Annotated in this window: 15 protein-coding genes and 1 pseudogene; 6 read left to right on the top strand and 10 right to left on the bottom strand. The window is 77.4% G+C overall.

Going from position 1 to position 18,575, the window contains the following annotated elements; genetic code table 11:
* Positions 1-2 precede the first annotated feature (2 nt).
* On the bottom strand, positions 3-1,391 hold the full coding sequence (locus ACIQBJ_RS00725; protein ID WP_400701147.1) for a family 2B encapsulin nanocompartment shell protein: 1,389 nt from the start codon (positions 1,389-1,391) through the stop codon (positions 3-5).
* Between the two features lie 67 nt (positions 1,392-1,458).
* Positions 1,459-3,267 carry a 1-deoxy-D-xylulose-5-phosphate synthase gene (locus ACIQBJ_RS00720; RefSeq protein ID WP_400701144.1) on the bottom strand — a complete coding sequence of 603 codons (1,809 nt, stop codon included), beginning with the start codon at positions 3,265-3,267 and terminating at the stop codon, positions 1,459-1,461.
* A 336-nt stretch (positions 3,268-3,603) separates the two neighbouring features.
* On the opposite strand from ACIQBJ_RS00720, the gene ACIQBJ_RS00715 reads away from it, so the two are divergent.
* Positions 3,604-4,332 carry a flavodoxin-dependent (E)-4-hydroxy-3-methylbut-2-enyl-diphosphate synthase gene (locus tag ACIQBJ_RS00715; RefSeq protein WP_400701141.1) on the top strand — a complete coding sequence of 243 codons (729 nt, stop codon included), beginning with the start codon at positions 3,604-3,606 and terminating at the stop codon, positions 4,330-4,332.
* Positions 4,329-5,267, top strand: coding sequence for a 4-(cytidine 5'-diphospho)-2-C-methyl-D-erythritol kinase (locus tag ACIQBJ_RS00710; RefSeq protein ID WP_400701138.1), 939 nt, complete (start codon positions 4,329-4,331; stop codon positions 5,265-5,267). The genes ACIQBJ_RS00715 and ACIQBJ_RS00710 overlap by 4 nt, the downstream gene beginning before the upstream one ends.
* Positions 5,268-5,309: 42 nt before the next feature.
* Here ACIQBJ_RS00710 and ACIQBJ_RS00705 read toward each other — a convergent pair whose 3' ends face one another.
* From ACIQBJ_RS00705 to ACIQBJ_RS00695, 3 genes are all read right to left on the bottom strand, one after another.
* Positions 5,310-6,212 (bottom strand): hypothetical protein, encoded by a 903-nt coding sequence (locus tag ACIQBJ_RS00705; protein ID WP_400701135.1) that lies wholly within the window; start codon positions 6,210-6,212, stop codon positions 5,310-5,312.
* Positions 6,213-6,425: 213 nt separating this feature from the next.
* Complete coding sequence (locus ACIQBJ_RS00700; protein ID WP_400701132.1) at positions 6,426-7,409, bottom strand: cyclase; 984 nt, start codon at positions 7,407-7,409, stop codon at positions 6,426-6,428.
* 216 nt (positions 7,410-7,625) lie between these two features.
* Positions 7,626-9,098 (bottom strand): hypothetical protein, encoded by a 1,473-nt coding sequence (locus ACIQBJ_RS00695; protein WP_400701129.1) that lies wholly within the window; start codon positions 9,096-9,098, stop codon positions 7,626-7,628.
* Between the two features lie 466 nt (positions 9,099-9,564).
* Between ACIQBJ_RS00695 and ACIQBJ_RS00690 the strand changes: the two genes are divergently transcribed.
* The 3 genes and pseudogenes from ACIQBJ_RS00690 to ACIQBJ_RS00680 all read left to right on the top strand — a co-directional run bounded on the left by ACIQBJ_RS00690 (position 9,565) and on the right by ACIQBJ_RS00680 (position 12,770).
* Positions 9,565-10,686, top strand: coding sequence for a hypothetical protein (locus ACIQBJ_RS00690; protein ID WP_400701126.1), 1,122 nt, complete (start codon positions 9,565-9,567; stop codon positions 10,684-10,686).
* A 1,039-nt stretch (positions 10,687-11,725) separates the two neighbouring features.
* Positions 11,726-12,193: pseudogene (locus tag ACIQBJ_RS00685) on the top strand (hypothetical protein); the annotation flags it as partial.
* A 130-nt stretch (positions 12,194-12,323) separates the two neighbouring features.
* Positions 12,324-12,770, top strand: a complete 447-nt coding sequence (locus tag ACIQBJ_RS00680) for an acyl-CoA dehydrogenase (RefSeq protein WP_400701123.1) — start codon at positions 12,324-12,326, stop codon at positions 12,768-12,770.
* Between the two features lie 193 nt (positions 12,771-12,963).
* On the opposite strand, the gene ACIQBJ_RS00675 is transcribed toward ACIQBJ_RS00680, so the two are convergent.
* A complete protein-coding gene (locus tag ACIQBJ_RS00675; RefSeq protein ID WP_400701120.1) occupies positions 12,964-13,572 on the bottom strand; it encodes a YdeI family protein in 609 nt (202 codons plus the stop codon).
* Positions 13,573-13,635: 63 nt separating this feature from the next.
* Positions 13,636-14,148: a hypothetical protein gene (locus ACIQBJ_RS00670; protein WP_400701117.1), complete on the bottom strand. Its 513-nt coding sequence runs from the start codon at positions 14,146-14,148 to the stop codon at positions 13,636-13,638.
* A gap of 562 nt (positions 14,149-14,710) precedes the next feature.
* On the opposite strand from ACIQBJ_RS00670, the gene ACIQBJ_RS00665 reads away from it, so the two are divergent.
* The gene (locus tag ACIQBJ_RS00665; protein WP_400701114.1) at positions 14,711-15,856 is read left to right on the top strand and encodes a hypothetical protein; all 1,146 of its coding nucleotides are present in this window, start codon (positions 14,711-14,713) and stop codon (positions 15,854-15,856) included.
* A gap of 431 nt (positions 15,857-16,287) precedes the next feature.
* On the opposite strand, the gene ACIQBJ_RS00660 is transcribed toward ACIQBJ_RS00665, so the two are convergent.
* From ACIQBJ_RS00660 to ACIQBJ_RS00650, 3 genes are all read right to left on the bottom strand, one after another.
* Positions 16,288-17,097 carry a ferritin-like domain-containing protein gene (locus tag ACIQBJ_RS00660; protein WP_400701111.1) on the bottom strand — a complete coding sequence of 270 codons (810 nt, stop codon included), beginning with the start codon at positions 17,095-17,097 and terminating at the stop codon, positions 16,288-16,290.
* Positions 17,094-17,891, bottom strand: coding sequence for a ferritin-like domain-containing protein (locus ACIQBJ_RS00655; RefSeq protein WP_400701108.1), 798 nt, complete (start codon positions 17,889-17,891; stop codon positions 17,094-17,096). The genes ACIQBJ_RS00660 and ACIQBJ_RS00655 overlap by 4 nt, the downstream gene beginning before the upstream one ends.
* A gap of 322 nt (positions 17,892-18,213) precedes the next feature.
* Positions 18,214-18,552 carry a hypothetical protein gene (locus ACIQBJ_RS00650; protein WP_400701105.1) on the bottom strand — a complete coding sequence of 113 codons (339 nt, stop codon included), beginning with the start codon at positions 18,550-18,552 and terminating at the stop codon, positions 18,214-18,216.
* Between the last annotated feature and the right edge of the window lie 23 nt (positions 18,553-18,575).

Below are 18,575 nucleotides of genomic sequence, written 5' to 3'. Positions count from 1 at the left end.
GATCAGTCGCCGTAGTGGCCGAGCTCGACGTTCTCCAGGACGCCCACGGCGTCCGGCACCAGGGCGGCGACCGAGTAGTAGGCCGTCACCAGGTAGGACACGACGGCCCGGTCGTCGATGCCCATGAACCGCACCGACAGCCCGGGCTCGTACTCGTCCGGGACACCGGTCTGGTGCAGTCCGACCACGCCCCCGTTCTCCTCGCCGATCCGCAGCGCCAGGATCGACGTGCTGTGGTCCGCGGCGACGGGAAGCTGCAGGCAGGGCAGGATCGGCACGCTGCGCCAGGACGGGACGGTGTGCCCGTCGACCTCGGCGGAGCCCGGGTAGATCCCGCGCCGGGTGCACTCCCGGCCGAAGGCGGCCATCGCCCGGGGATGGGCCAGCAGCACCCGGGTCTGCTTGCGCCGGCTCAGCAGCTCGTCCAGGTCGTCGGGCGTGGGCGGGCCGGACCGGGTGTGCACCCGCTGCCCCGGGGCGATGTCGTGCAGCAGCCCGAACTCCGGGTTGTTGAACAGCTCCCACTCCTGGCGCTCCCGCAGGGCCTCGATGGTCAGGCGCAGCTGCTGGTCCAACTGGTTCATCGGCTCGTTGTAGAGGTCCGCGACCCGGGTCGACACCCGCAGGACGGTCTGCGCGGCGCTCAACTCGTACTCGCGCGGGGCCAGGTCGTAGTCCACGAAGCTGCCCGGGAGCAGGGCCTCGCCGCTGTGCCCGGCCGAGAGCGCGATCGCCGCCTCGCCGTAGGCGTTGACCGCGGGCCGGGCCCGCCCGGCGCCGAGGTGGTCGGCCAGCGAGGGGACCGACCCGAGGGCCCCGGCCAGCGCGTCCAGCGGGAGGGCGAGCACCTCGCAGTCCGTGAGCGCGGTCACGGTGTGCTCCCACCGGGCCTCCCGGTCGGCCAGCGCCGGGGCGCCCAGGTGCTCCCCGCCGGCGAGCACCCCGTGCTCGGTCCCGCCGCCGTGCGCGCCGGTGCCCCGCCGGACGGCCTTGCCGTGCACCAGGACGTGCACCTGGTCGATCCGGCGGCCGGCCTGCGCGATCACCTCGCCCCGGCGGTAGCCGCGCGGGGCGAACAGCCCGGCCAGCACCCGCAGCCCCGCCTCGTCCCGGTACCCGTGCACCGGGCCCAGCTCGGTCAGGGTCGGCGGGACCACGCGCACCCCGCCGCCCTCCCGGACGAGGCCGACCCGCCCGCCGCCCACCCGGTGGCGCAGCCGCCGGTTGACCCGGTAGACGCCGCCGGAGGTCTGGACCCAGGGGAGCAGCCGTTGCAGCCAGCGGGAGGTGATCTCCTGCGTCTGCGGGACGGACTTGGTGGTGGTCGCCAGGGTCCGGGCGGCCGCGGTGCCGAGGCTGCGCCGCGGCTGGGAGAGGTCGGGAACGGTCATGGTCTCCTCCTGGAGGGTGTCGGGGTGTCGGGGTGTCCGGGTGTCCGGAAGTCCGGGCGGTGGGGGATCAGGACTCCGGGAGGGCGCGCAGCACCTCGCGGACGATGCCCGGGGCGGTCAGCCCGTGGGCCGCCAGCAGCTCCTCGCGGCCGCCGTGCGGCAGGAACGCCGGGGGAAGGCCGAGGACCCGCACCCGCGGCGGCCGGTCCAGTGCGGACAGGGCGCACAGGACGGCGCTGCCGAAACCGCCGTGCCGGACGCCGTCCTCGACCGTCACCACCAGCCGGTGGCGGGCCGCCAGCGCGACCAGTTCGCCGGGCACCGGCAGCAGCCAGCGCGGATCGCACACGGTCACCCCGACGCCGTGCCCGCCCAGCACCCGGGCCGCCGCCACCGCCTCCGCGGCCAGCGGCCCGGCCCCGACCAGCAGCACGTCACGGTCCCGGCCGGTGTGCAGGACGTCCAGCGGGCCGACCCGCTCCCCGGCCGGGAGGTCGGCCCGGGCCGGGGCCTTCGGGAAGCGCAGCACGGTCGGGCCGTCGTCGTCGCCGACGGCCTCCGCGAGCAGCTCCCGCAGCCGGGCCGCGTCCCGGGGCACCGCGACCCGCAGCCCCGGGACGCCGCCCAGCAGCGCCAGGTCCCACAGGCCGTGGTGGGACGGGCCGTCCGGGCCGGTGACCCCTGCCCGGTCCAGCACGAAGGTGACCGGCAGGCGGTGCAGCGCCACGTCCATCAGCACCTGGTCGAACGCCCGCCCGAGGAAGGTCGCGTAGACGGCGACCAGCGGGTGCCGCCCGCCCAGCGCCAGCCCCGCCGCCGAGGTGACGGCGTGCTGCTCGGCGATGCCGACGTCGAAGAACCGGTCGGGGAAGCGCTCGGCGAAGGCCGCCAGGCCGGTCGGCCCGGGCATCGCCGCCGTCACCGCGACCAGGGCGGGGCGCTCGGTCCCGAGCCGGCACACCTCGCGGCCGAACACCTCGGTCCAGGACGGCGGGCCGGCCGGGCCGCGGGCCCGGCCGGTGGCCGGGTCCAGGACGCCCACGGCGTGCATGTGCTCGGCGCCGTCCTCCCGGGCGGGCCCGTACCCGCGGCCCTTCACGGTCACCGCGTGGACCACCACCGGCGCCCCCAGGGCGCGCGCCGCCGACAGCGCCTCCTCCAGGGCGGCGAGGTCGTGCCCGTCCACCGGCCCCAGGTAGGCGAACCCCAGGGCCTCGAACAGGCTGCGGCCCGACGGCGCCCCGGCCCCGGCTCTGCCGCGCAGCTCCCGCAGGTGGGCGGCGAGCGACCCGACGGTCCGCGCGTACGAGCGCCCGTTGTCGTTCAGGACCACCACCACCGGCCGGTCCGGCGCCGCACCGAGGTTGTTCATCGCCTCCCAGGCCATCCCGCCGGTCAGCGCCCCGTCCCCGATCACCGCGACCACGGCCCGGTGCCGCTCGCCCGCCAGCTGCCGGGCCTTGGCCAGCCCGTCGGCGTAGGACAGCGCGGTCGAGGCGTGCGAGTTCTCGACCACGTCGTGCTCCGACTCCGCCCGCGACGGGTAGCCGGACAGGCCGCCGGCCCGCCGCAACCCGTCGAAGCCCGCCATCCGGCCGGTGAGGAGCTTGTGCACGTACGCCTGGTGCCCGGTGTCGAACAGCACGGTGTCCGCGGGCGAGTCGAAGACCCGGTGCAGGGCCACGGACAGCTCCACCACCCCCAGGTTCGGACCCAGGTGCCCGCCGGTCGCGCACACCTTGTCGACCAGGAACGCGCGGATCTCCCGGGCCAGCCCGGCCAGCCGGGCGGCGTCCAGGTCGCGCAGTTCCCGTGGGTGGGAGATGCCGCGGAGCAGCCCGTAACGGGTGCTGCCCGGTTCTGCGGCCAGGGTCATGGGTGCCTCCCGGGGCGGTGGCGGGCCGGCGGACGGAGCGTCGGCGGCGGGGCCGACCCCACGATTACGCCCGCCCCGGTGACGGTCCGTCACCGCCCCGGGAGCGCCGGGGGCGTTGAAAGGCCGGGCACGGTGAAAGCCGGGTGTTCGGAAGCCGGGTGCTTCGGGAGCGGGGCGTCCGGTTTCAGCCCGGGCCCGCTTTCAGCCGGGCCGGGCGGCCGCGGCGCTTCCCGCCCGCCCGCGGCCGGGCCTCTACTCGTGGACGTGGGCTCCGCTGTCCGCCGACCGCCCGGGGCCCGCCCCGCGACGGGCGGCCCGTCACCCCCGGAGTGATCCGTGACCGCTGTCAACCCCGGCCTGCCCGCCACCCCCTCCCGCGTACCGCCCCGCCGGCCCGGCCGCCGGATCATGGTCGGCCGGATCCCCGTCGGCGGCGGCGCGCCGGTCACCGGGCAGACCACGACCACCACCCCCACCGTCGACATCGACGCGACGCTCCAGCAGATCGCCGAGGTCACCGCGGCCGGCTGCGACATCGTCCGGGTCGCCGTGCCCTCCCAGGACGACGCGGACGCCCCGCCGGAGATCACCCGGCGCTCGAAGACCCCCGTCGTCGCCGCCAGCCGCTTCCCGCCGCGCTACGTCCCGCAGGCCATCGACGCGGGCTGCGCGGCCGTCCGGGTCAACCCCGGCACCGTCAAGCGGAAGGCCGGCCCGCACATCCTGGCCGCCCTCGGCCTGCGCCCGCGCCGGCCGGAGACCGTCTCCTGCCCCGGCCGCGCCCGGCTCCAGGTCGACGTCCACTCGCTCGCCACCCGGGTCGAGGCCGCCTTCGACGGCTTCCCGCACCCCCTGCGGACCGCCGTCATGGGGTGCGTCGGCAACGGGCCCGGCGAGGCCCGCGACGCCGACCTCGGCGTCTCCTGCGGCAACGGGAAGGGCCAGGTCTTCCGTCGCGGAGAGGTCGTCAGCACGGTCCCCGAGGCGCGGATCGTCGAGGCGCCGCGGCCGGCCGCGTCGGCGTCGGCGTCGGCGGAGGAGACCGGGACGGGGGCGGGGGAGTGAGCACCGGCCTCGCCACCGTCACCGTCAGGGTGCCGGCGAAGATCAACCTGCAGCTGTCGGTCGGCCCCCGCCGCGGCGACGGCCACCACCCGCTCACCACCGTGTTCCTCGCGGTCGGCCTGCACGACACCGTCACCGCCGCCCCGCACCACCGGCTCGCGCTGACCGCCTCCGGCCCCTACGTCCGCGGCGTCCCGCTCGACGGGCGCAACCTCGCGGCCCGGGCCGTGCACGCCCTCGCCCAGCACCACGGCCGGTCCCCCCGGGTCCGGCTCCACCTGACCAAGGGCATCCCCGCCGGCGCCGGCCTGGCCGGCGGCAGCGCGGACGCCGCCGCCGCGCTCCTCGCCTGCGACCGGCTGTGGGGCACCGCCTCCCCCCACCCGCTGCTGCACCGACTGGCCGGCGGACTCGGGAGCGACGTCCCGTTCGCCCTGCGCGGCGGCGCCGCCCTCGGCACCGGCCGCGGCCACCGGCTCGCCCCGCTGCCGGCCGCGCCCACCCACTGGGTGGTCGCCGTCGGCGAGCAGCCGCTCCCCACCGAACAGGTCTACCGGCGCTGGGACGCCATGCGGGCCCTCGGCGAACTGCCCGTGCCCCGGGGCGGCGAAGGCACCGCCGGACGCGCCGACCCCGACCTGCTGGACGCCCTGCGCACCGGCGACGCCCCCGCCCTCGCCCGCCACCTGACCAACGACCTGCTGCCCGCCGCGCTCTCCCTCGCCCCCGCGCTGCGCCGCACCCGGGACGCCGGACTCGCCGGGGGAGCCCTCGCGGCCCTGCTCTGCGGCTCCGGCTCGACCTGGGCCTTCCTGGCCGCGGACGCCGCCGCGGCCCGGTCGACCGCGACCCGGCTGCGGGCCGCGGGCCACCGCGCCCACTGCGTGACCGCCCCCTGCCCCGGGGCGCACGTCCTGCCCGCCGGACCGGACTGACGCCCCGTCGGGCCCCCGGCCCGTCCGCCCGGCCCGACCCGGTCACCCGTCGGCGGCCCGCTCCAGCAGGTCGCGGACGGCGGGTTGGCGGCCGTGCGGGCGCAGCCGGGCCCGCATGGCGGTGAAGGCCGCGTCCACCCGGGCGCTGGCGAGGGCGGGACGCAGGTCGAGGAAGTCGTGCCAGACGGCGGCGGCCTCGGTGAGGCGCCCGGTGCGTTCCAGCAGGACGGCGAGGTCGCCGAGGACGACGGCGTGCGAGCGGGCCTCCTCGGGCGGGCGGTGCGGCAGCGAGCACCGGAGCGCCGCCACCGCGCCGGCCCGGTCGCCGAGCAGGTCGCGGACCGCGGCCTGCTGGCGCAGCAGCGCGGCCTGGTGGAAGACGCCGACCGGGGCGTCGGCGGGCCCGGTGGCCCGGTCGAGGAAGCGCTCGGCCGCGCCGAGGGCCCGCAGCGCGTCGTGCCGGGCGCCGTCCCGGGCCAGCGCGACGGCCAGTTGGCCGAGCAGGAAGGACCGCCGCTCGGCGGGCGCGGCGCAGCCGGTCGCGGCCCGGGCCAGCGCGAGGGCCTGCCGGCCGTCGCCGAGCGCCAGGGCCTGCACGGACATGCCGCGCAGCACCACGGCCCGGTCGGCGGGGGCCCCGCCCAGGTCGGCGAGCCGCAGCGCGGTCGTGTAGTACCGGCGGGCCCGCCCCGGCCGGCCGTCGTCGAAGTGCATGAAGCCGCACAGGTAGGCGAGCCGCCCGGCGACCCGGTACATCCGCAGCCGGACGGCGGCCGGGCCGGGCCGGTGCAGCGCGGGCAGCACCTCCCGGGCCAGCCGGGCGGCGAGCCGGCGGCGGCCGCGTCCCCCGCCGTGGGCCAGGTCGCAGCGGTGGAAGGCGAGCAGGGCGGCCTCGGTGTGCTCGACCCGGGCGGCGTCGAGCGGGCGGCGGTCCTCCAGAATCACATGATCACATCCATCATGGCGAAACGATTCTTCAACTGACGTACGCCACACGGCAGTTCACTTTTCGCGCACTGTACGCCAAACCCCCGCCCCGGAACGGCCCTTCGCCCGGCCGACCGTGGCACGGAGGCACCCCCGGTGGAACCGGAGGCGCGGAGGGCGCGGACCACGCCCCGCGCGCCTCCCGGGGCCCCGGGCTCCCCGGCGCCGGGGTCAGGCCGGCCGGGCCGGCAGGTCGTAGCGGGAGGTGCCGGTGTGCTGCCAGCGGTGGTGCCCGGCGATCCAGGCAGCGAGGCCGGTCAGGTAGCGGTCCAGGACGGGGTCGGTGCCGCGCAGCGCGTCCGAGGCCGCCTCGAAGGCCCGCGCGGTGGCGTTGTGCACCTCGACGGCCTCGAAGTACGCGGCGGGCTCCGGCCGTCCCGCGGCGGCCAGCACCATCGGCAGGCTCGGCTGCGGGTGCCGGGTCCGGAGGTCCTTGCTGTACCCGTACAGGTCGTCGGCGAGGGCGGCGGCGTCGGCGCCCAGGGCGACCACCCGCCGGACCTCGGGCCGGTTGTGGACCTCGGCGGGCAGCTCGTAGCCGCCCACCGCGTCCGTGACGGCCAGGCGCGGGCGGAAACCGTTGAACCGGCGCACCGCCAGGTACGTCCGGACCGGGGGAACCCGGCCGTCCGGCCGCCACGCCGCCTCCGCGAGGCGGCCCAACTGCAGCCGGCAGACGTCGTGCCGGAGCCGCTCGGCCTGCCGGGGGCCGGCGATCCGCCCGAAGCACCGCATCGCGGCCCGGTGGGCGCGCCGCACCGGATCGGCCGGTTCGGGCAGGTCGGGCGGCCCGGCGGGGCCGGGCGGGTCGGCCGGGTCGAGCGCGCTCTGGGCCAGCAGCAGCCGGACGGCCAGGTCCGCGGGGGAGCCGTCGGGGTCGTCCGCGCAGCTCTCCCAGGCCACGAACTCGGCGACCAGCAGGGCCGCGGCGGCCAGCAGGTGGTCCGGTCCGGCGTGGTCGGGGTACTGCAGGGCCACGGCGCGGCCGATGCCGAGGCCGGCCAGTTCGGGGCGGAACGCGGGCGGGCAGGCGTCCTCGCGCTCGACCCACGCCGCGACCGCGGCGTCCACGGCGGCGACGACGGCCGGATCGGGCTCGGGGGCGGCCGGGCCGTGCAGGCCGGGGAGCCGCCCGTCGTGCGGTGCAGGGCTCACGGTCCCTCCAACGGGGAACGGGGCGGCCGCCGACCCGGGCCGGGGCGCCCCAGGGGGTGGGAGAACGGGATCGGTGCCCCAGCCAAGCACCGCGGCCCGGCCGGTCGGCAGGGGCGGCGCACCGCCGTCCCGATGAAAGCGCGACGGTGTTGAAAACCGTCGCGCGGCGGGGTCGGAGCGCGCGGGCCGGTGCGGAGGACGCCCGTGCGACGGGGTTCAGCGGGCCCGGCGCGGGTCCGGGACGCGGTGGCCGGCGAGCCGGTGCAGCAGCGCCCGGACGTGGGCGTCGTTGGTGTGCGGGCGCAGGCGGCCCCGGACGTCGGCCAGGGCGCGGTCCACCCGGCGGCTGCGCAGCGTCGGGTACACGTCCAGCAGCCGGTGCCAGCTGCCGACCGCCTCGGTGAGGTGGCCGCTCTGCAGCTGGAGGCGGCCCAGGTCGGCCAGCACGACGGCGCGCGAGCGGTGCTCCTCCTGCGGGCGGAAGCGCAGTGACTCCTCCAGCGCGCCCAGCGCGCCCGCCGGATCGCCGAACGCCTCCAGCACCGCGGCCTGCTGGCGCAGCAGCGCCGCCCGGTGGTAGCGCCCGACCACGGCCCCGGCCGGGCCGGTGCCCCGGTCCAGCAGCCGTTCGGCGGCCCCGATCGCCCGGAACGCCTCCGGCCGGGCCCGCCGGTGCGCCTGCGCGACCGCGAGCTGCCCGTGCACGAACGCCTGCTGCAGCGGATCGCCCCGCAGCGTGCCCAGGGCCGTCTCGGCGAGCGCCGCGGCCTCGGCGCTGTGCCCGAGCGCGTCCGCCTGGACGGACAGGCCGCGCAGTGCCACCGCGTAGTCGAGCGGCGAGTTGTTCTCCGCGGCCAGCCGCAGGGCCGCCAGGTAGTAGTGCTGGGTGAAGACCTGCAGGTTGTCGTCGAAGTGCATGAACGCGCACAGGTAGGCGAGCTGGCTGGCGGTGGTGAGCAGGCGGCGGCGCAGCGCGGGCCGGGCCGGGCGGTGCAGCTTGGGGCCCAGGTCGGCGGCCAGGTAGCCGACCAGGGCGGTCCGGCCGTGGCCGCCGCCGAAGGTGGCGTCGGAGGAGTGGAAGAGCTGGGCGATGGTCTCCACCGCCTCGACCTCGTGCCGGTCGACGGGCCGGTGCGCCGGCGCGCCGGCGGGCGGCGCCGACCGCGGCACCGGGACGCGCGGGAACTGCGGGGCGTCCGGCCGGGCGGGGTGGGCGGCGCCCGGACCCGGCGAGCCCGGCAGGCCCGGCAGACCTGGCCCACCCGGCAGGCCGGGTGGGCCGGGGAGGCCCGGCAGGTCGAGGAGGGAGACGGAGTACGCGGCGAGTTCCTCCGCCCGGTGGCCGCCGCGGCCGTGCAGCGCGGCGAGTTGACGCAGCGTCAGGTCGACGGGTGCCGCCGCGACGGCGTCCGGGGCGGGCACGGCCGGCGCGTCGCCGTCGAGGCCCGCCTCGGCCGGGGTGACCACCCGGTGCAGGCGGCGGGACAGGGCCTCGGTGATCAGTTGCGGGGTGGTGCCGCGCGGGCGGGTGCCGGAGAGCCAGTGCGCGACGGTGGAGCGGTCGAAGCTGAGCGCGGTCCCGGCCTCCTGGCCCGCCCGGTTGACCTCGCGGGCGAGGTCGACGGCGCTCCAGCCGGCTTCGGTCAGCAGGGTGCGGAGTGCGTGGTTCGGACGGCGCGACGATGTCATGCGGACCCCCTCACATGCAGCCGGACGTGCGGAGACGCCCGCCGGGCCTCGTGATCGCATGGTGGCACGCCGTGCCGGGTGCGACCAGAGCGCCTCCGTCGGCGCGGCCCGGTCCGCGCCCCCGGTCGCCGGCGCGGGCGGCCGCAGTGGCCAGGCGCGGGGCGGCGGGGGAGGGGCGCGCCGGGGTTTCAACCGGCCGCTACTTTCAACACCGCGGCCGCCGCCGGCACGGCGCGACCACACTGGTTCGTAGGCGCACCTGTCGCCCCCGGTGGGGGGTGCCGATCCGGCCGGCCCGGGTCGGCGTCCGGGTCGGTTCGGGGGCGTCCGGTCCGAATGGTTGATCTTGTCGGCCCCGACCCGCCGGGCGGCGGAATTCCCCACGGCATATGCCATATTCCTGTTCCCTGCCCGCACCGGGCAGTTCCTCCCGGATTCGTCGAGTGCCTGAACAACAGAGGTGCGCATGAACCGCAGCCGCTCATTCCTGAGGTCGCACGGACCGGACATCCCCCCGGGCGAGGCCGTCGTCGCCACCGAGATCGATTGGCCCCACCGCGGCCTGGTCCCCTGCCCCGCCGCCCCCCTGCTGGCCGGTTCGCTGCGGCAACTCGGCCTCCGCGTCCGGCCGGCCCCGATCGGCGTCGCGGCGGGCGCGACCGCCGGCGGCTCCGACGTCCTCGCCGTCTCGTACGCCGACCGCCGGGGCGCCGTCGCCGGGTTCGCCGTCGCCGTGCACCCCTCGGTCTCCCTCGCCGCCGGCGACGTGGTCGGCCGCTGGTACGACGTCCTGCGCTCCCGGCGGCTGGTCACCGCCGCCACCCAGGAGCCCTGCCACCGGTGGTGCGGCGGCCCCGCGGCCCGGCCCGCGCACGGCGACCACCCCGCGCCGGTGCCGCACCCCGCGCCCGTCCCGCACCCCGCCGAGCCCGGCCGCGACTGCGCCGGGCCGCTCTGCCCGCTGGTCGACGCCGCCGCCGACGACGTGGCCGAGTACGCGGGGCGCGGCGACACCGTCGTGGTGGTCGGCCGCCCCGGCACCGGTGCGGCGGGCCTCCTGCTCGGCCGGGCCCCCGGGCGGACGGTGCTGCTCCGCGGCCTCGACGAGGCCGCCGCCCTCACCGGCATCGACCCGGACCGGGTGTCCTTCGTCGTCCAGCCCGGCATGCCGCTGGAGGACGCCATGCCCGCGGTCGCGGCCCTGCGCGAGCGCTTCCCCCGGCTCCGCGGCCAGCACTTCGACATCCTCTGCCCCGTCGCCTCCGACCGGCTCGCCGCCGTCCGCAGCGCCAGCACCGGCGCCGACCTCGCCCTCGTCCTCGGCGAGGCCGACGAGGACAGCCGCGCCCTGGCCCGGGCCAGCGGGGCGGCCCGGGTCCGGGTCGTCTCCCGCCTCGACCAGATCGGCCCCGAGACGGTGCACGCCGCCACCACCGTGGTGCTCGCCCCGGCCCACTCGATGCCGCCCGGCCTGGACACCGCCCTGCGGCACGCCCTCGGCGGCCTCGGCCCGCTCTCGGTCTCCACCTGCATGGTGCGCACCCGGCCCCACCCGGCGGACGAGCCCGCCCTGCCGCTCGGCCGCTGACCCCCGCGGGCCGGGCGACGGCCGCCCCCGGGGGCCGCGCCGCCCGGCCCGCGGAGGTTTCCACACGGGCGGTGATTCAGCGGGACGCGGCGGGCGGCCCCCGGGACGGGCCCGCGGTGACGGCACTTCAATCGACGGCAGCGGCGACCGCTGCCGTCCACCGGCGCGGCGCCCCGACCCCCGGAGGCCGCCTTGTCCGAGTCCACCCAGCCCCCCAGCCTCGTCCCCGCCCTCGCCGAACTGCTGCGCGGCGGACCCGTCCGCGAGCACCACCGGATCGCCGCCGCCGTGCTGGCCGACGAGATCTTCCGCCCCCGCACCGGCCTCTCCCTGGAGGAGACCTGCCGCCTCGCCTACGACCGGACCCGGCGGGTGAGCGAACTCCTGCCGGCGGGCACCAACCTGGCCCGGGAACCCGAGCTGATGTTCGCGCTGATCAACGCGGCGGCCGTGGTCGACCCGTCGTTCGCCGTCGTCATGATCATCCACCACGGGCTGGCGCTGTCCTTCCTGGAGGACCTCGTCCCCGACTCCCCGGAGCACGCCGAGGCCCGCGACGCGCTGGCCTCCGCCCGCGCCATCGGCCACCTCCTGGTGACCGAACTCGGCAGCAGCAACAGCCAGTTGAGCGTCCGCACCACCGTCACCCACGACCCGGGGACCGGCGGCTTCGTGCTGCACACCCCCGACGACGCCGCCCAGAAGTTCATGGGCAACATCGGCATGCCCGGCCTGCGCCGCCTGGCCGTCGTCAACGCCCGGCTGATCGTCGGGGGCCTGGACCGCGGCGCGTTCCCCTTCCTCGTCGAACTGGAGGGCCCCGAGGGCCTCCGCCCCGGCGTCACCATCACCACCGTGCCCGCCGACGTCGTCCCGCTGGACTACGCCCTCGCCGGATTCGACCGGGTCCGCCTACCCCACTCGGCCTGGCTCGGCGACGGCGCCGCCATCGGCCCCGACGGCACCTTCCACGACCCGCACCGGGGCGACCGCCGACTGGCCCGCTCGCTCACCGCCGTCCAGAACGTCTGGGGCCGGGATGTCCGGCGCGCTCGCCCAGGTCACCCGCACCAGCGCCGCCACCGCGCTGCACCTGGCCACCCGGCGCACCACGCTCGCCCGGCTCGGCACCGCCCGCCCGCTCATCGACCACCTCTCCCAGCAGCGCCCGCTGTTCTCCTGCCTGGCCACCGCCCTGGCCGTCAGCTGCCGCGCCCACCAGGCCCAGGCCGAACGGGCCGCCCTGATCGCCTCCTGGCGCCGGGACCGGCCCGCCGACCCCGCCCCCACCGGCACCATGACCTGGGCCCCCTGGGTCGACATCAACGCCGCGCTGGCCCTGACCAAGGCGATGACCGCCTGGGCCACCGAGGCCACCACCGCCGAGTGCCGACTGCGCTGCGGCGTGCTCGGCGCCCTCTCCAGCAGCCGGTTCCTCTCCTACCAGGGCCTCGGCCACATGCTCAACGCCGGCGGCGGCGACAACCTGCTGATCGTGATGGACGCCGCCCGGGCCATCGTCGGCGCCACCCCCGAGGAGGACCCCGCCCCCGTCCCCGCCACCACCGGCCGCCACCGGCCGCCCGGTCGACGACCCCGACCTGCTGCCCGACCTGCTCGCCGTCCAGGAACGCGCCATGGCCCTCGGCATCCGCCGGGACGTCGCCGCCGCCGAGGCCGCCGGCACCGACCCGTTCGACGCCTGGAACCCGCACACGGTCGCGCTGCGCACCCTCGGCGAGACGCACGGCCAGCGGCAGATCCTCGCCGCCACCCGAACCGCCGTCGACGCCCTCCCGGACGGCCCGGCCCGCACCGCCGCCCAGGCCCTCGCCGCCGTCTACGCCCTCGACGAACTCCGCAGGCGCACCACCTGGCTGGTGGCCCACGACCTGCTCACCCCCGAACAGGTCCGCGCGATCGACCCGGCCCTCGACACCCGGGTCCGCCGCCTCGCCCCGCACGCCGACCGGCTGGCCGAGGCCTTCGCCGAACTCGCCGACCTCTCCGGCTCGCCCCTCGCCACCGCCGACTACATCACCACCCTCGCCAAGACCCCGCCCGCCCACTTCCGCAACCGCTGACCCCCAGCCCCGGGGCCCGGCGACCCCCCGCCCGGGCCCGGCCCTGATCCCCGATCCCCGCTCCCTGGCCTCCGGCCCTGCTCGCCGCCGTCGAGGACCGGGCCTACCGACTGCTCGAACACCTCCGCCGGGCCCGACGGACCGTCACGGGCGGCGGAGGCGTCCCGGCGGGGGACCCGCACGCCCTCCGGTCTCAGGGCCGCGGGTCCGCCGGCCGGGCCCGCTGTGGATGGAGCGTCTCGTGCCGGGCCAGCATCGCCACGTACTCGGCGATCCGCCGGGCGCGGGTCTCGGCCCGCTTGGCGGTCTCGACCCGGTTGATCAGCGCGAAGCGGTTGGTCCTGGTGAGCACCTCGAACATCGCCTGCGCCGCCGGGTCGGCCGCGATCGCGGCCCGCAGGTCGTCCGGCACCTCCGCCTCCGACGACGGCGCGTAGGCGGCCGTCCACCGCCCGTCGGCCTTCGCGGCGTCCACCGCGGCGCGACCGGCGGGCAGCATCAGACCGGCCGCCTCCAGCCGGGCCACGTTGGCGACGTTGCGCAGCGACCAGACGCTGCGGGGCCGACGGGGCGTGAGCCGCCGCCAGGAACTCTCCTCGTCCCGCTTGCGGGCCTGCCCGTCGATCCAGCCGAAGCACAGGGCCTCGTCCACCGCCTGCTGCCAGGTCAGCGCGGTGACGCTGCCGCCCTTCCTGGTCAGGGCCAGCCACACGCCGGGAGAGACGGTGTGGTGGTCCAGCAGCCACGCGCGCAGCGCCGCGCGGTCGGCGACGATCAACTCGTCCAACTCGGTTCCGGTCACCCCCGCAGGCTAGTACCGCCCCCCGACGCTGCGCCCCGCCGACCGATCACCACCGCACGGGCGCTAGTACGGGGTGCCGTCCGGGAAGACCAGGGCGATCCGGGCCGCCCGGGCGGCCTTCTCCCGGTGGTGGGCCTCCTGGAGCCGGTCCACGGTCTCCTCGGGGATGCCCAGGGCGGCGGCCAGCCGCTTGATCTGCTCGATCTCGCCGGGGGCGATGACGCCGTCCGCGTCGCAGGCCCGGAGCGCGTCGAAGACCAGCGGGACGCGGGCGACCCGGCTGAGCACCGCCGATCCCTCGACCAGGGCGACCACGTCCTCGTCGGCCGGGTACGCGGCGAGTTCCCGCAGCAGGCCCCGGTCCCCTCCGGTGAGGGTGCCGATGTACCCCAGGACCCAGTCCCGCTCCTCCGGGGCGAGGACGCCGTCGCCCCGGGCGGCGACCAGCAGGGCCTTCGCGTAGGCCCGGATGTCGCCGAAGTCCGGGACGGTGGTGAACGTCCAGTCCTGCCCGAACAGCCACATCGCCGTCCCCGGGCCCGCGGCCGCCACCGCTCCGGTCATCGCTTCGGTCATCGTCGTTCCCCTTCGCTCGGAGAGCGGTCGTGCCGGGGCGGGCGGCTGCGGCCGACGCCCCGTCAACAGCTCCGCTGCGAAAGCCCGTTGCGGCTTTCCCCACCGAGTGTCGGCGGAGCCCGGCCGGCCGGTCGGCGGTACGGCGCCGCCACCACCCGAACGAGTGGCGCGGTCGCCACGCCGGGCCCTCCGGGGCGCCCGCGACAGGGGAGGGCGGGGGCACCCCGGAGGCCGGGCTGCGGCCGGTTACTGCTCCACCGGCCGGAACCGTCCCCGGGCGAGTGTGGGTCGTCCGGGACGGGGGCTCACATGGCGCTGCCATTGGGCCGTGTGCTGACCGTAGACCCCGACGCCGACACCTGTCACCCTTTCCGGCAGGAAGCGGCGCGCCGCCCGACCCGGACCCGACCGGTCCGACGGTGCGGCGGGGGGTGACGGACCGTCAGGGAGGCGGCCCGCGGCCCGCCCGGGCGGCGGCGGGCACGGGGCGGCCGTTCGTCGGCGGACGGGTTCCGGAATTCCCCATTGCCGTCCGCCGCCCCGGCAGGGAAGATCTCCACCCGTGACACACCTGCTGGTCCTGGTGGCCCCCATCCTGATCATCTCCCTGCTCCGCAGCTACCGGAGCCGGAGCACGGCCGCCCCCGCGCCGAAGCCCCGCCCGCGACGCCGCGCCCCGGTCTCCTTCGACGCCGCCGCGTACGGCCTGGTGCCGCGCGAGTCGCTCGACCCGACCCGCGGCGGCCCGCCGTCGCCCGAGCACGTCCGCCGCCAGTCGCAGGCGGTCGCCGACGCCGCCTGGAACGGCGACTGGCGGACCGCCGCCACGCACGTCGCGGCACCGGGCACCGACTGGGACGAGCGCTGGTCCCGCTTCGAACTGCTGCGCGCGATCGCCCGCCGGGACGACGCCTGGCTGACCGCCTGGCGCGCCGCCGACCCGGACAACTGCGACGCCGCCGCCCTGGAGGCCGACCTCCAGGTGCACCGGGCCTGGGAGATCCGCGGCGGCGGGTTCGCCAAGGAGGTCCCGGCCGAGAACATGGCCCGGTTCCGCGAACTGCTCCCCGCGGCCATCGAGGCGGCCCGCCGGGCCGCCCTGCTCGACCCCGAGAACCCGGCCCCGTGGGTGGTCATGGTGACGGCGGCCCGCGGCGCCCAGTACAAGCCCGAGCAGTTCCAGCCGCTCTGGGACGGCCTGGTGGCCCGCGCCCCGCACCACTACGAGGGCCACTGGCAGGGCATGCAGTACTGGTGCGCCAAGTGGTTCGGCACCAACGGCAGGATGATGGCCTTCGCCGAGAAGGCGATGGACGCAGCCCCGGCGGGGAGCCCGCTCCCCGGCCTCTACCTGCACGCGCTGTCCGAGCTCGAAGAACGCAAGTCCGGCCTCCCGACCGGCCCCGCCGCCCGGGCCCGGCTGGCGGCCGTCGCCCGGGCCCTGGACGCCGTCCGGCCCGAGGACGACCGCCTCCCCGGCCTGCGCCACCTGCTGGCCCACCACCTGGGCGAGGCCGGGATGCCCGCCGAGGCGCTGGAGCAGTTCCGGACCATCGGCCGCTGGTGCGGCTCCCACGTCTGGTCCGCGCAGGGCGACCCGGTCGAGGCTTTCCACGCGGCCCGCGCCGAAGCCGTCCGGAACTCCGGCGCCCAGCCCCTGCCGCCCACCCTGCGGACCAAGAACACGGACGTCTCCCTGCACTCCTGACGCTCCGCCGGCCCCGGCACCCCCGGCACCGCGGTCCCCGCCCCCACGTCCTCCGGGGGCGGGGACCGCCGCTCACCAGCCGAAGATCCGCCCCACGGCGAATCCGACGGCACACACCACCATGAGCGTGATGACGAGGAGCGGGGCCCACCCGGGCCAGGCCGAGTGCAACTCCACCGCCTCGGGCGTGGAGATGCCGTGCGTGGTCGAGGACTCGCACTCGGGCGTCGCGGTGGGCACGGAGTGACCCATCACCCCCGCGGGGACGGGGAGGGGACGGCTGACGGACATGGCATCCTCCGATCGGGCGGGCTGCCGGGGTGCCGAGCACCCCTTCCCACCATGCTCCTTCGCCGCCCCGGCGCACGCACGACGCCTCGGTTCCGCAGCGCTACCGCCCGCCGAGCCCGGGGGCGGTAGCTATCCGCCGGTCAGACGGTGAGGAGGGTGGGGCTGGCGGCCTTGTCGACGGGGAGGAAGTCGTCGGGGACGGGGTACTGGCCGAGGACGTAGTTGAGGATGGCGGCGTGCATGGCCTCGACGGGGGCGATGGTGGCGGCGGTGGCGATGCCGCCGGGGCTGGTGACGTTGTAGGTCGCGAAGAGGTAGGTCTGGGCGGCCTGGTCCTCCAGCTGGAGGGCGAGCTTGGCGACGTCGCCGACGGTGGCGGCCTTGCCGAGCGCGTCCAGGGTGGCGGGCTGGTTGGACAGCGGGACGCCGGTGATCGCGGGCTTGCCCGCGCCGGTCAGGACGCCGTTCCAGGCCTTGGCGTGGTCGGCGTGCTGGCCCATGGCGGTGGTGACGAACGTCGCCACCGCGGGCGGCACGGTGCCGAGCTTGCCGGCCTTGGCGGCGTCCAGCGCCGCCTGGTAGGCGCCGACGGCCTGGTTCTCCAGCGCGGTGGCGAGCGCGACGACCTTCAGGTCGCCGGTGTACTGCCCGGACGCCGCCGAGCCCGGGCCCGACATCGCGTCCGACGGGGACGCGGAGGAGGCCCCGCCGCCGGAGCCGCCGCTGGAGCAGGCCGCCAGGGTCAGCGCGGCCGCCGCCCCGCCCAGGCCGAGCAGGAAGCGCCGCCGCCCGGCGTCGGGGGCGCCCCGGCGGTCGCGGATCTCGGCGGCCAGGTCGACGGCGCCCGCCCGCATCGCCGGGAGGGTGGCGCGGTGCGCCTCCTCCATGTCGCGGGTCAGGCGGGAGAGCTCGGCCTCGCTGATGGGCAGTTCCCAGTCGTGCGTGGTCACTTGACGGCCCCTTCGGTGATCGGCGAAGCGTTGTCGGTCTTGTAGAAGGCGTCGGGGAAGCCGACGCTGCCGGCCGCGGCGGGCAGCTTGGCCGGATCGACCGGGATGGTGACCAGGTCGGCGGCGTTGCCGGCGAGCAGCGCCTGCACGGCGAGCAGGACCGCGCGGTGCTGGGCCTCGACCGGGGCGACCGAGGCGAACAGCCTGCGCAGTTCGGGCGAGGAGACCTGGGTGACGTTCTTGGTGTAGGTCTGCGCGGCCACGTCCTCCAGGGTGATGGCCAGCTTCACCACGTCGGCGGGGCCCTTGAGGGTGGGCAGCGCCTGGTCGACCACCGCCTTGTACTTCGGGTCCGGCTGGTTCTGGGCCTTGCCGCCGGCCTGGGTGGCGGCGGAGTTGAACGCCTTGGCGTGGGCCTCGTGCTGCGCGGTGGTCTTCGTGATGAACGCGGCCACGGTCTTGTTGCCGTCCTTGATGAACGACAGGCCGGCGGCGGCCTTGTACACGGCCACGGCGAGGTTCTCGATCGACGCGGCGGTCTGCAGCGCCATCACGTCGTCCGCGCTCGCCGAGGCGGAGGCGGCCAGCGCCCGGGAGGTGCCCCACAGCGCGGCCGCGCCCGCCGCTCCGGCGAGCACCCCGCCGCGCCGCCACCAGCGCGGCCGCGGCCCGGCGACCTGCCCGAAATCGCTCAGCGCGGCGCGCGTCACACGCTGCGCGTCGCTGTTCAAGTCCTCGGACTGCTCGGTGAGTTCCGCCAGCAGCCGGGAGTCGATGTGCTCTGTGGCCATCATGCCTCGTCTCGGTCCGGAGCCCGTCCGAATCCTGGGCCCCGCTCGACCGGCCTTCGACCCCCGGACCGCTGCGGCTCGGTGGGCCGGGTGGACTGCACTCGTTCGAGTGAAGCGGTGACCGGAGTCCGGCGGCCGGGGCCCGTTCCCGATAAGCGGGGACGGGACGGGGGCGGGACGCCATGGTGCCAGCCGGGCGTCCCGCCCCCGCGGTGCGCGGAAGGCCGACCCGTTGGCTCCGCGCACACCGGTCCTTCGCCGGGGGAGGGCCGCCGGCTCGGTGCCCGCGCCGAGGTTCACCCGTTCGGAGCAGCCCGGCCCCGGGTCAGCGGAGCGGGACCTTCGCCGGATCGCCGCCGAGCCCGGTGTAGAGCCGCCGCCAGGCGAGGTCCGTGGCGGTGGGCGGCTTCCCGTCGCAGTACGGGGCGCTGCCGTGGGCGGTGAAGTAGCGCATCATCTCCAGCACCGCCGCGGTGTCGGCGTCCCGCCCGGCGGTGTAGCGCTCGGCGGGCTCCCGGGACTGGTGGACCAGGCACGGGGGCGAGGGGGTCGCGGGCTGGGCGTCGAGGCTGCCGCGCTCCGGGCCGGAACAGCCGGCCAGCAGCAGGACCGGTACGGCGACGAGCAGCGCGCGGCGGAGCGGCGCCGTCCAACGGGTGGACACGTGGGGTCTCCTGAGGGGGCGTC

This window comes from Kitasatospora sp. NPDC088391 (assembly GCF_044753345.1).
In the GTDB taxonomy this organism is placed as follows: Bacteria; Actinomycetota; Actinomycetes; order Streptomycetales; family Streptomycetaceae; genus Kitasatospora.
Note: the sequence above shows the minus strand (reverse complement) of the source record. Positions and strands in the feature narration are given on the sequence as shown.